The sequence below is a fragment of the Blastococcus sp. SYSU DS1024 genome (genome assembly GCF_054050795.1).
Genome location: NZ_JBJHAA010000001.1, coordinates 1 through 12206, shown reverse-complemented (window position 1 = coordinate 12206; position 12206 = coordinate 1). Strand labels below are relative to the sequence as shown.

The following is a 12206-nucleotide window of genomic DNA, read 5'->3' as shown; positions in this document are numbered from 1 at the left end:
CGGGCGGCTCAGCTCCGCGCGGCCGACTCCATCCCGCTCACGCGCTCGGCCGTCCGGAGGAGGTGGGTGCGCATCAGATCGGTGGCGGCTCCGGCGTCCCGGGCGGCGATGGCCTCGACGAGGGCGCGGTGCTCCTCGACGCCCTGGCGGCCGTGCAACGGGGCCACCTCACGGGCCTGCTCCAGCGAGTGCACGAGGGGGTCGTGCAGGGACTCCACCAGCATGGCGACCGCCCGGTTGTGCGTCGCCACGGCGAACCGGGTGTGCCACTCGGCGGAGAGCTCGAGCGGGTAGTCGTCGTTCTGGAGAGCGGCGCTGCTCCGGTCGCAGATCTCCCGGAGCGCGGCGATGTCCTCCTCGGTGGCCCGCTCGCACACCAGCGAGACGATGCCCAGCTCGAACACCATGCGTGCTTCGGTGACCTCGACGGCGGTCAGGGTGGCCAGGGAGATGAGGTCGGCGATCCCGGCCCCCACCAAGCGGCTGCTGGGGGCGGTCACGAAGGCGCCTCCGCGGGCGCCCACGCGGATCTCGACCAGGCCGTTGGCCTCGAGCACCCGCAGCGCCTCCCGGACGGTGACCCGGCTGACGCCGAACCGCTCGCACAGCTCGCGTTCGGAGGGCAGCCGGTCGCCGGCGGTCAACGAGCCCTGTCGGACGAGCATGCGGATCTGGTCGACGATGACCTCGGAGATCCGCCCCACGCTCACGCGGCTGAGCAGGTCCCCCTTGCCGACCGCACGGCTCTCGGAGCTTGCGGCCACGGTCGGTTCCGGCGTCATCACTCCCGCATCGTAGGTGACCCTCACCCCCGGAGAGCCCGCACGAGACGGGCCGGTCCCGCTCCCGGACGGCTCCACGGCCCGTCGTCACCGGTCGGAGGCCGATGCGACGTACCGGCCACCCGGTACGACGGGTCGTGTGCCGTCGTCCAGCAGGTAGTGCAGCGGCTCCGCGATCGGGATCTCCAGTTCCGGCACCCGATCGGGTTCCACCCGGTCCAAGAGGGCCATCAGCGCCCTCAGCGAATTGCTGTGCGCGACCACCAGGACGGTGAGCCCGGCCCGGAGGTCGGGCGCCAGGACGTCGTTCCAGCAGGGCAGCAGGCGCGCAGAGACGTCGGCGAGGCTCTCCCCGGCGCGGGGGGCGCCGCCGGTGTGGCCGGGCGGTGGCGCCGCGTCCCACGACCGGCGCCACCGCTGGTACTGCTCGGCGCCGTGGCGGGCCAGCACCTCGCGGCGCGGCAGTCCCTCGAGGGCGCCGTAGCTGCGCTCGTCGAGTCGAGGATCCTGCCGGGCCGGGGTGTGTGGGCGTCCGGCGGCTGCGACCGCGAGCGTTCCCGTGCGGATGGCGCGCTTCAGCGTGGAGGTGTGCACGCGGTCGGGGAGCAGGCCGAGCCCGCGCAGGAGCAGTCCGCACCGTCTGGCCTGGTCCTCGCCGTGCGGTGTGAGGTCGACGTCCACCTGGCCGGTGAAGACGTCCCGCGCGTTCCAGACGCTCTCGCCGTGCCGGAGGAGGACCAGGCTGGGCATGTCGTGACCCTAGACACTTTGTGGTCTAATGGACATACCAATCCCGGGAGGCCGTACGACGGCCCCAGCGACCATGGAGGGGGCGCGCTGTGCCGAAGGTGGTCTATGTCGAGAGCTCGGGTCAAGAGCACACGGTCGACGCGGCCGTCGGCGAATCGGTCATGGCCGCAGCCGTGAAGAACGGCGTCCCCGGGATCGTCGCCGAGTGCGGTGGGAACGCCTCCTGCGGGACCTGTCACGTGTGGGTGCGCGATGAGTTCCTGGGCGCCCTCGGGGAGCCGAACGACCTCGAAGAGGACCTCCTGGAGATGGCGGTGTCCGAGCGCCGCGACGGCAGCCGGCTGAGCTGCCAGGTCCCCGTGTCGCCCGAGCTGGACGGGCTCGTCGTCGACGTCCCGTCGCAGCAGCCGTGAATCGACAGTTGACGCCGTCCACGATCGGTATGACAGTCAGCCCTATCCGCGGCTGAGGAGAGAGAGACACCCGTGCTTCGTCAGGACATCAACGAACTGCTGACCCGGACGGGTCCGGGTACGCCGATGGGCGAGCTGTTCCGCCAGTACTGGATGCCCGCCTGCCTCGCGGAGGAGCTTCCCGAGGACGGCGCTCCGCCGATCCGGCTCAAGCTGCTCTCCGAGCGGCTGGTCGCCTTCCGGGACAGCTACGGCCGCTACGGCCTCATCGACGAGTTCTGCGCCCACCGCGGCGCGTCCATGTGGTTCGGCCGGAACGAGGAGGGTGGCCTGCGCTGCCCGTACCACGGGTGGAAGTACGACACCACGGGTCAGTGCATCGAGGTGCCGTCGGAGGCCGACAACTCCAGCTTTGCCGAGAACGTGAAGCTGACCTCGTACCCGCTGGTGAAGATCGGCGACGTGCTCTGGACCTACATGGGGGACCCGGCCAAGCAGCCGCCCCTGCCGGAGTTCGAGTTCGCGCTGACCCCGCCGGAGCACCACTACACCTCCAAGCGCTGGCAGCAGAGCAACTGGCTGCAGGCGTTCGAGGGCGGCATCGACTCCAGCCACGTGACCTTCCTGCACTCCGGTGGCCTGAAGAGCGACCCGCTGTTCAAGGGCGCCAAGGGCAACCAGTACAACCTCAACGACAAGAAGCCGTTCTTCGAGGTGGCCGACAGCGAGGGCGGCCTGTTCGTCGGCGCCCGGCGCAACGCCGAGGAGGGGTCCTACTACTGGCGGATCACGCCGTGGGTCATGCCGTCGTTCACGATGGTTCCCCCGCGCGGTGACCACCCGATCCACGGGCACTTCTGGATCCCGATCGACGACGAGAACTGCTGGGCGTACAGCTTCGACTACCACCCCATGCGGCCCCTCACCCAAGCCGAGCGGCAGGCCATGATCGACGGCCACGGGGTGCACAGCAAGAACATCCCGGGCACCTACCGGCCCGAGGCGAACATGGACAACGACTACCTGATGAACCGCGAGAAGCAGCGGACCGGGGAGTGGTACTCCGGGGTCGAGGGCATCGCCATCCAGGACTCCTCGCTGCAGGAGAGCATGGGCCCCATCGTCGACCGCACCAAGGAGCGGCTGGTCCCGGCCGACAGCGGCATCATCAAGGCGCGCCAGAAGCTGTACCGGGCGGCCACCGCGCTGCGCGACAAGGGCGTGACCCCGCCCGGGGTCGACCCGGCGCACCACCACGTGCGTTCCGCCGCCGTCGTCCTGCCGCAGAAGGAGTCGTTCCTCGACGCCGCCCGCGACGACGTGACGGTGCGCCCCGGCATGCCGATTTCCTCGGTGTGAGCACGGCCGTGGAGACCCAGACCCTCAGCAGCTGCGCCCGTGCGGCCACCGCCGCCGAGGCGCGCTACCGGATCGACCGGCCGATCGCCCCGTCGCGGGCCGGCCGGGTCATCGCCCTGGACCCGAGGGCTGCCGACGTGCTGAGCCGCACGGCTCAGCACGCCTGGGCCAACGCTCGCTTCTACATGTGCGAGGCCGGGGCCGGGACCGAGGACGTCGTCCTGCGCGGCATCGACGGCGGCCCGGCGACGATGGCCGACGAGCTGGCCAGCGCCTCCGTCGTCGTCATGGTCGCCACCAGCGACGCCGGTGCCGACTGCGCCTACGCGCTCGGCAAGGCCTGCTGGGAGCGCGGTGTCCAGACCGCGGGGCTGGTCCTCGGTGACGGCACGCACGCCGGGACGCCCGCCGCCGCGGCCGTGGCGGCCCTGCGGCCGCACGCCCGCGTGCTGCTGCCCTCGGCCGACGAGAGCGACGTCGTCGACCTGCTGAGCGCACTCCGTGTCTGAGCGGGTGGGGCTGCGCGATCTGCAGCGGATGAAGGACGACGGGCGCAAGATCGTCGGCGTCGTCGCGTGGGACTACCAGATCGCACGGATCGTGGACCGCGCCGGGGTCGACCTCGTCTCCGTGGGCGACACGGTGGGCGTCAACCTCTGGGGTCACTCGAACCCGTTCGAGGTGACGATGGACGAGATGCTCGTCGTCGCCAAGGCGGTGCGCCGTGGCGTCTCCCGGGCGCTGGTCAGCGTGGACTTCCCGTTCGGCCCGTTGCAGGAGGGCACCGACTCCGCGGTCCGTGCGGCGATCCGGTTCGTCAAGGAGGCCGGCGTCGACATGGTCAAGCTCGACGCCGCCTCGGACTACCCGGAGGCGGTCGAGGCCGTGAACCGGGCGGGCATCCCGGTGTTCGCGCAGTTCGGCATCACGCCGCAGACGGCGCTGCGGTACGGCGTCGAGTACAAGTCCGTGCCGTCGGCCGCCGATGCGGTGCCGGCGGAGCTGCTGGACGAGATGGTCGCCGAGGCCAAGCGGCTGGAGGATGCGGGCGCCACCCTGCTGAACTTCACCAACTCCGGCCCGGTGGTCGGGGCCGCGGTCGCCGACGCGGTCTCCATCCCGGTCGTCGGTGGTTTCGGCGGGGGGCCGTGGCTCGACGGCCGCATGCGGATGGTGAACGCCGCCATCGGTTACGCGGCCACCGCTCTGGACGGGGCGCGGGACACCTACGTCAACGTCGCCCAGTTGACGCTGGAGGCGATGACCGCCTACGCCGGGGACGTCCGTGCTGCCCGGCAGCTGCCCGGGGGCATCCCGGTCCCGACAGCCACCTGACCCGACCGACCGAGAGGACCCCCACCGTGCCCACCGCCGTCGTCGACGGGATCCAGACGCGATACGAGGTGACCGGCTCCGGGCCGGCCCTGCTGATGTTCTCCCCCGGGGGCTTCGACTCCACGCTGGAGAGCTGGCGGACGGTGGGCGTCTACCGGCGGCTGGCCCTGCTCGACCACCTGAGCACCCGCTACACGTGCATCACCTTCGACCGGCGGGAGTCGGGCCGGTCGGGCGGACGGCTGCAGCGGATCCGCTGGGAGGACTACGTCGCGCAGGCCGTGGGGCTCCTCGACCACCTCGGCATCGCATCGGCGCACCTCATGGGTGGCTGCGTCGGGTGCTCCACCGCGGCCGCCGTCGCCGTGGCGCACCCGGACCGGGTCGCCAGCATGGTGCTGTACTCGCCGGCCGGTGGCGTGAAGTACCGGATGAAGCAGCACGCCCGCTTCGCCCAGCACCTGGGCTTCGTCGAGGAGCACGGCCTGGCCGGGGTGGTCGAGCTGGTGGGCGACACGGAGGCCGGCTTCTCGAAGGACCCGCGGGTGGGCCCCTGGAACAGCGTCGTCCGCACCGCCCCCGAGTTCGCCGCCACGTACGCGAGGACCGACCCCGAGCGCTATGCCGTGCTGGTCAGCGGGACGGCGCGGCTCATGTTCGACCGCGACACCGTGCCCGGCGCGGAGCCGGAGGACCTGCTCGAGCTGACCACCCCGACGCTGATCGTGCCGGGTCAGGACGATTCGCACGCCCCGTCGGCAGCCCGCTACCTGCAGGAATGCCTGCCGCACGCCGACTACTGGGACGCCCCTGTCGCAGAGCAGACCGAGGACACCGCGCCGGCGCGGATCCTGTCGTTCCTGGACTCCGTCCAGCGGCAGGCCGGCTGACCGCCTCCCCGCACGCCAGCCGGTTCGGACGGACCGGTCCCCCGACGAAGGAGTCGAACATGATGGCAACGATCAGGCCCTCCCGGCGGCCGATCGGCCGTGTGACCGTGGCGCTGGCGCTCGCCGGGGCCCTCGCCGCCTGCGGGTCCGAGGGCGGCACCGCCTCCTCCGAGGCCGAGGGGGTCTTCGAGGGCGAGGACGTGGACCTGGTGGTCCCCTACGAGCCCGGTGGCGGCTACGACGCCTACGCCCGGGCCCTGGCCCCCTACCTCGAGGAGTGCACGGGCGCGCGCGTCGTCGTCCGCAACGAACCCGGTGCCGGCGGCCTGGTGGCCACGAACAAGACCGCGGCCGCCCCGGCCTCGGAGAACCGGCTGCAGATCGTGAACACGGTCGGGCTGGTCTCCGCGCAGATCGCCGGGGCCGAGGGTGCCGACTTCGATCTGAACGACCTGAACTGGATCGGGCGGGTCTCGGCGCCGCCGAACGTGGTGGTCGTGGCCCCCGACAGCCCGTTCCAGAGCTGGCAGGACATCGTCGACTCGGAGGAGACGGTGCGGTTCGTCGCCCAGGGGCCGGGGGCCAACGACTTCATCGCTCCCAACATCCTCGGCGAGGCCTACGGGTTCCCGTTCGAGATCATCACCGGGTTCGCCGGGTCGACCGAGGCCCGGCAGTCGGTCGTCGCCGGGAACGCCGACGCCCACGCGCTGCCGGTGGACAGCCAGCTCGGGGCCATCGAGTCCGGGGACGTCCGTCCCGTCGTGACCGTGGACGAGGAGCCGGACCCGCTGCTGCCCGACACCCCCGCCATCAGCGAGACCGCGGCGCCCGACGCCGATGCGCAGGCGATCGTGGACAGCCTCATCGCGATGGGCGAGACGGGGCGCTCGCTGATCGTCTCGCCGCAGATGGAGCAGTCGCGGGTGGATGCCCTCCGCGAGGGCTTTCAGTGCGCGGTCGAGGACCAGGAGCTGCTCGACGAGCTGGAGAGCCAGAAGCGGCCGCTCAACCCGCTGAACGGCGAGGAGGCCGCGGAGCTTGTGCGCGAGGTCCTCGAGTCGCCCGAGGAGTTCCAGCAGCTGGTCGTCGCCAGCTACTGATCCGCACCCGTCAGGGGTGGTTCCGCGGATCACCGACCCGGGGAGCCACCCCCTGGCCCATGTGCGTGGGGCGCCGGGTCCTGACGCGCGACGGCGCCCCGCGGAATCTCTCGCACGAGGTGCGGGGGCCTCGGGGAGAGGTGCGCGGTGCTGCTGATCGACAACGAGCCGACGGCGAGTGTGCTGGACCTGCCGGCGGTCATGGCCGTCCTCGAACAGGCCCACGGCGAGCTCGTCGCGGGCGAGCCGTCTGCCGGCCGCGCATCGACATGCGCCTGCCGGTCGACGACCGGTCGGTCCATCAGGGGAGGACGATGGAAGGCGGCTCGGCGGCGTCCGGGTACTTCGCCATCCGCATGAAGTCGGCCGTGCTGACCACGACGGAGTACGGCGGTACGCGGACCCAGGAGAAGCACTGCGTACGCCCGGGGACCTTCTGCGCCATGTCCGAGCAGTGCCGTCGCCGCGGCCTGGGACTCGAGCTGCTGACGGAGTGGTTCCGGCAGGACGTGCGGGACTGATGGTGGAGTCGCCCGGTACGGAGGACGGGGCCGGGGCGCCGCCGGGGTCGGCCCGGCCGCTGCCCCGGGGGCGCCGAGCATGAGGGGGTTCCTGCGGCTGTCGGGCGTGTTCGGCGTCTTCCTCCGGGTCGGCGCGACCACCTTCGGGGGCATGTGGGCGGCCACCGACAAGCTGGAGCGTGACCTCGTCGACCGGGCCGGATGGCTGCCGAAGGAGGAGCTGCGGGCCTCCTTCGTGCTCGCGACGTTGATCCCGGCGCCGCGTTTCCTCGCTCTCGGTGGCCTGGTCGGCTTCCGGGTGGGCGGCTGGCCCGGGGCGTTCCTGGCAGCGCTCGCCCTCGTCCTGCCGGCGTCGGTGCTCGTCGTCGTCGCGGCTGTGCTCGTCGGGCCCGGGCTCCTGGCCGGGCCCCTCGAGCCGCTGACCCGCACCGTGAGCATCGCGATCGTCGGCATCCTGTTCGGCAACGCCTACCGCCAGGTCCGAGGGGAGAAGGGCAGCCGGCGACACCGACGGACAGGCGTTACCCTGAGCGCGTCGATCCTCGTGTCGGTCGTGCTCGGCGTGCCCCTGATGGTGTCCGCAGTCGTCGGGTTCGTCCTCGGGGCGTTCCTGCTCCGGCCCGGGCCGACGGGCGGCGAACGCTAGTGGACGGCGTCGGCGTGCTGGAGATCTTCCTGCTGATGCTGGCCTCGGCGCTGCTCTCCTTCGGCGGGGGCAACGGCCAGATCCCGCTGATCCAGGGCCGCTGGGTGGAGACCGGCCAGCTGGCGCCGGAGCTGTTCACCTTCTCCCTGGCGGTCACCTACCTGGGCCCCGGCCCGCGCGCGGGCTTCCTCGCCGGCGTGGGTTACTACCTCGCCGGGTTGCCCGGGGCCGGGGCGGCCGTGCTGGGCATCCTGGTGCCGACCGTGCTCGGGGCCGGGGCGGTCAGTGCGGGGCTGTCACGGATGCGGCGCATCCTGCGCCGGATCGGGCCGTCGTCCGGCTTCGTGATCGCCGGGCTGATCGCGGCGGCCGCCTGGGGCATCGCCGTGCCGTTGGGTCTCCTGCCGGTGGAGTGGGTGGCCGTGGCCCTCGTCGCCGTGGTGGTCGCCCGCTGGGACATCGATCCCCTCATGGTGGTCCTGGCGGCCCTCTCCCTGGGGCTCGTCTGGTCACTTGTCCAGTGACCGGGGAACCCGGGCCGGCCGTGGCGGACCACCGGCACCGCTCAGGTGAGGGTCGTCCGCGTACCGGGCTCGACGGCCGCGGGGAGAGCGACGGGCTCGTCGGCCCGGCGGCGCAGGCGGCGCAGCGTGGGAAGGAGCGCCAGGGCCGCGATCGCGGGGGCCAGGCCGCTGAGGAGCAGTCCCGCCCGCGCGCTGAAGTGCTCGCAGACCCACCCGAGCAGTGGCCCGCCGATGGGCGTGCTGCCCAGGAAGACCGTGGCGTGCAGCGCGATGACGCGGCCCTGCATCGAGGTGTCGACGCTGAGCTGCAGCAGGACGCGCGCCAGGGTGTTGAAGCAGATGTTCGTGACGCCCAGGCCCACGAGCAGCCCGAGGGCGACGGCGAGGCCCGGCGCCCCCGCCAGCAGCATGCTCGCGACGGCGAAGCCGCCGGTCCACAGCAGGAGCGACCACGTGCTGACCCGTTCCCGTGCCGCGCTGCCCAGGGCGCCGATGACGGCCCCGGCACCGAGTGCGGAGGTCAACCACCCGTAGGTCTCCGCGCCACCCCCGAGGACGTCCCGCGCGAACAGGGGCAGCACGACCCGGAAGTTCTGACCGAAGAGGGCGACGACGGCCACGAGCAGCATGCAGGCCCGCAGGTCGGGGCGGCGCCAGACGTAGCGCAGGCTCTCCATCGCCTGCCCCTTGCGGCGCGGCGCCGGCTCGCCGCGGCGGAGGCGGTCGGGGTCGATGCGCCAGAGGCTGGCCAGCACTCCCACGAACGAAGCGGCATTGACGGCGAAGGCGAGCCCGCTGCCCGCCCAGGCGATGAGGAGCCCGGCCGCGGCGGGGCCCAGCAGGCGTCCCAGGTTGTGGATCGTCGAGTTGAGCGACTGTGCGTTGACGTAGTCCTCGGGCCCCACCATCTCGGTGATGAAGGCCTGGCGGGCCGGCACGTCGAGCACGGTGACCAGGCCGAGACCCAGGGCCAGGGCGAAGACCATCCACAGCTCGACGGCCCCGGCGAGGGTGAGGACGGCCAGGACGGCGGCCAGGACGGCGCTCACCGCCTGGGTGCCCATGATCGTGCGCCGGCGGTCGAGCCGGTCCACCAGGACCCCGCCCCAGACGCCGAGCAGCAGGGTCGGGACGGCCTGCAGGGCGGTGGCGATCCCCACCGCGACCGCGGAGTCGGACAGCTCCAGCACGAGCCAGTCCTGGGCGACCCGCTGCATCCAGGTGCCGGAGACGCTGACGGCGTGACCGGCGAAGAACGTGCGGTAGTTCGGCACCCGGAGGGACCGGAAGGTGCGTTGCCGCCAGGACCGCAGCCGCTCGCCGGCGGGCGTCCCCCGCCGACGGGGGGATGGGAGCAATCGCACGTACGCCCCCTTGACGACCGGTCTGAAGGTATTACCTTAAGCGGAACGTGACGGCGGACACGCTGGCGCCTGCTGCGAAGGAGACCGATGGTGGCGGATTCCTCGGCTGTCGCCGTCATCGGCCTAGGTGCGATGGGCGCCCCGGTCGTCCGGCACCTCCTCGCCGGCGGCGTCCCCGTGCAGGTCCACGACCTCGACGGCATCGCGGTCGAGCAAGCCGTGGCGCTCGGGGCCCGCTCGGTCGCATCGCTGCTCGACGTGGGCCGGGGAGCCGCCCTGGTGGCGGTCTTCGTCCCGACCGACGAGGACGTGCGCAGCGTCTGTCTGGGTGTCGACGGCCTGCTCGCCGGCTGCGCCGAGGGCACGGTCGTGCTGCTCTGCTCCTCGGTGCGGCCGCAGACCTGTCAGGCGGTGGCCGACGCCGCGCCGCCGGGGGTGGCCGTCCTCGACGGGGCGCTGACCGGCGGGGTGCGTGGGGCGGAGGCCGGGGAGGTCAACCTCCTCGTCGGCGGGGACGCCGACGTGCTCGCCGGCATCCGGCCGCTCCTCGACCCCTGGACCAAGGCCGTGCACCACCTCGGGCCGCTCGGAGCCGGCCAGGTCGGCAAGACGGCGAACAACCTCGTGCACTGGGCGCAGATATCGGCCATCGCCGAGGCGCTGGAGCTGGCGCGGCGCGGTGGTGTCTCGGTGCCGGTCCTGCGGGCCGCCCTGCAGGACGGGCCGACCGACTCCCGCACGCTGCGTGAGCTGGAGCAGATGCGGCTGACCTGGCACGCCAAGGACCTCGCCAACACGGCTGACCTGGCCGAGCAGGTCGGCATGGAGATCCCGGTGGCGTGCACGGCGCGGGAGGTCATGGCCCGCACCACGGTCCACGACGTGGCGCGACTGCTCGCCGACGGCCCGTTGCGGGACGAGGAAGGTCGATAACAGTCGGATAACGCTTGGTCCAATGGTTAGACCAAGTCGACTTGGCTGTGTTGACTGCATCACACCCGAGAGGGGCCCGGGCGTTCCCGGGACGGCACAGGAACACCCCCGTTCACGGGCCCACGGGCCCCGTCCTCGATGGAGAGGCACATGCGGAACCGCCCCCTGGTCCCCCTGGTGAAGACCGCCACGAACCCCCGCGCCGCGATTTTTTTCGTTCGGAACGAGGCGTGCGAGCACGTCGTCGCCCACGGCCCGGCGCCCGACTGACCGTCCGTCCCATCGCCCGACCGCACGTCCCCGCACCGTCCGAGAAACATCCCCGCACCCTCCGAGAAAGTGAGAACAGCATGCGGAAGCCCCGCACCCTGGCCCGCACCGCCCTGGCGGCCGGCGCCGTCGTGGTCCTGGCCGCCTGTGGCGGCAACCCGACCTCCTCGCCCTCCGGCGGGTCGGGCGGTGACGCGGCCTCCGGCCCTTCGGACGCCGAGCAGCTGTACGAGGAGATCGGCGAGCTCACCGGTCAGGAGCGACGCGACCGGCTGGTCGAGCTCGCCGCCGAGGAGGACGGGCTGAACCTCTACACCTCGATGAACGCCGACATGGTGGACGCCGTCACCGAGGCCTTCACCGACGAGTTCGACATCGACGTGAGCACCTACCGCGCCGGGTCCGAGACCGTCCTGCAGCGGATCCTGCAGGAGCAGGACGCCGGTTTCGCCGGGAACGACGTGGTGGAGACGAACGCCACGGAGCTCATGGCCCTCCAGCAGGAGGACGTCATGGCCCAGTGCTCCTCGCCGGAGCGGATCGCGGAGGTGCCCGAGGCCGGCGTGTACGAGGACTGGGTGGCGACGCGGTTCAACCTGTTCGCGCCGAGCTGGAACGTCAACCTCATCCAGGACCCGCCGGAGGTGTGGGAGGACCTGGCCGACCCCAAGTACGACGGCCAGCTGGCCCTCGAGCTCGGTGACTACGACTGGTACATGGCGCTGACCAACTACTGGCTCGAGCAGGGCAAGAGCCAGGACGAGGTCGACCAGCTCTGGGCCGACATCGTCGACGGCGCCAAGGTGGTCAAGGGCCACACGGTCATGGCCGAGCTGATGAGCGCCGGGCAGTACGGCCTCGCCTCGTCGAACTACACCTACATCGTCGAGGCGGCCAAGGCCGACGGCGCCCCGCTGGAGACGCAGCCCTACGTGAACCCGGTCATCGCGCGGGCCAACGGCGGCAGCTGCATGAAGACCGCGCAGAACCCGGCCACGGCCATGCTCTTCATGGACTGGCTGCTCACGGAGGGGCAGGAGGTCCTCGCCTCCGCGGAGGCCACCCCCTCCACCGTCGAGGTCGAGTCCGAGCTCATCGCGGTGGACGGCCAGAAGCTGCTCGACGAGGGCTCCGAGTGGAGCCAGCGCTACGACGACCTGCTCGCCGGCGTCGAAGAGATCAGCGACTGATCCGGCCGGGGGGGGGGGGGGGGGGGGGGGGGGGGGGGGGGGGGGGGGGGGGGGGGGGGGGGGGGGGGGGGGGGGGGGGGGGGGGGGGGGGGGGGGGGGGGGGGGGGGGGGGGGGGGGGGGGGGGG

The 12206-nt window shown here is 72.4% G+C and carries 14 protein-coding genes; 11 read left to right on the top strand and 3 right to left on the bottom strand.

Annotation, left to right across the window (positions count from 1 at the left end; all coding sequences use genetic code 11):
* Positions 1-8: 8 nt before the first annotated feature.
* Positions 9-782 (bottom strand): FadR/GntR family transcriptional regulator, encoded by a 774-nt coding sequence (locus ACI79S_RS00070; protein WP_456591397.1) that lies wholly within the window; start codon positions 780-782, stop codon positions 9-11.
* 87 nt (positions 783-869) lie between these two features.
* Positions 870-1532, bottom strand: a complete 663-nt coding sequence (locus tag ACI79S_RS00065) for a 2,3-bisphosphoglycerate-dependent phosphoglycerate mutase (protein WP_456591396.1) — start codon at positions 1530-1532, stop codon at positions 870-872.
* Between the two features lie 89 nt (positions 1533-1621).
* Here ACI79S_RS00065 and ACI79S_RS00060 point away from each other — a divergent pair, with 89 nt between their 5' ends.
* From ACI79S_RS00060 to ACI79S_RS00020, 9 genes are all read left to right on the top strand, one after another.
* Positions 1622-1945 (top strand): 2Fe-2S iron-sulfur cluster-binding protein, encoded by a 324-nt coding sequence (locus ACI79S_RS00060; RefSeq protein ID WP_456591395.1) that lies wholly within the window; start codon positions 1622-1624, stop codon positions 1943-1945.
* Between the two features lie 72 nt (positions 1946-2017).
* Positions 2018-3304, top strand: coding sequence for an aromatic ring-hydroxylating dioxygenase subunit alpha (locus tag ACI79S_RS00055; RefSeq protein WP_456591394.1), 1287 nt, complete (start codon positions 2018-2020; stop codon positions 3302-3304).
* The gene (locus ACI79S_RS00050; protein WP_456591393.1) at positions 3301-3813 is read left to right on the top strand and encodes a hypothetical protein; all 513 of its coding nucleotides are present in this window, start codon (positions 3301-3303) and stop codon (positions 3811-3813) included. Before ACI79S_RS00055 ends, ACI79S_RS00050 begins: the two co-directional genes overlap by 4 nt.
* Positions 3806-4639, top strand: coding sequence for a 3-methyl-2-oxobutanoate hydroxymethyltransferase (locus ACI79S_RS00045; RefSeq protein ID WP_456591392.1), 834 nt, complete (start codon positions 3806-3808; stop codon positions 4637-4639). The genes ACI79S_RS00050 and ACI79S_RS00045 overlap by 8 nt, the downstream gene beginning before the upstream one ends.
* Before the next feature lie 26 nt (positions 4640-4665).
* Complete coding sequence (locus tag ACI79S_RS00040; protein WP_456591391.1) at positions 4666-5529, top strand: alpha/beta fold hydrolase; 864 nt, start codon at positions 4666-4668, stop codon at positions 5527-5529.
* A gap of 59 nt (positions 5530-5588) precedes the next feature.
* Positions 5589-6632 (top strand): tripartite tricarboxylate transporter substrate-binding protein, encoded by a 1044-nt coding sequence (locus ACI79S_RS00035; protein WP_456591390.1) that lies wholly within the window; start codon positions 5589-5591, stop codon positions 6630-6632.
* A gap of 314 nt (positions 6633-6946) precedes the next feature.
* A complete protein-coding gene (locus ACI79S_RS00030) occupies positions 6947-7153 on the top strand; it encodes a hypothetical protein (protein WP_456591389.1) in 207 nt (68 codons plus the stop codon).
* 79 nt (positions 7154-7232) lie between these two features.
* Positions 7233-7799, top strand: coding sequence for a chromate transporter (locus ACI79S_RS00025; protein WP_456591388.1), 567 nt, complete (start codon positions 7233-7235; stop codon positions 7797-7799).
* Positions 7800-7813: 14 nt separating this feature from the next.
* Complete coding sequence (locus ACI79S_RS00020) at positions 7814-8323, top strand: chromate transporter (RefSeq protein WP_456591387.1); 510 nt, start codon at positions 7814-7816, stop codon at positions 8321-8323.
* Positions 8324-8364: 41 nt separating this feature from the next.
* Here ACI79S_RS00020 and ACI79S_RS00015 read toward each other — a convergent pair whose 3' ends face one another.
* Positions 8365-9687, bottom strand: a complete 1323-nt coding sequence (locus ACI79S_RS00015) for an MFS transporter (RefSeq protein WP_456591386.1) — start codon at positions 9685-9687, stop codon at positions 8365-8367.
* Between the two features lie 87 nt (positions 9688-9774).
* Here ACI79S_RS00015 and ACI79S_RS00010 point away from each other — a divergent pair, with 87 nt between their 5' ends.
* Positions 9775-10620, top strand: coding sequence for an NAD(P)-dependent oxidoreductase (locus ACI79S_RS00010; protein WP_456591385.1), 846 nt, complete (start codon positions 9775-9777; stop codon positions 10618-10620).
* Between the two features lie 350 nt (positions 10621-10970).
* Positions 10971-12080 carry an ABC transporter substrate-binding protein gene (locus ACI79S_RS00005; protein ID WP_456591384.1) on the top strand — a complete coding sequence of 370 codons (1110 nt, stop codon included), beginning with the start codon at positions 10971-10973 and terminating at the stop codon, positions 12078-12080.
* The last annotated feature ends 126 nt before the right edge of the window (positions 12081-12206 follow it).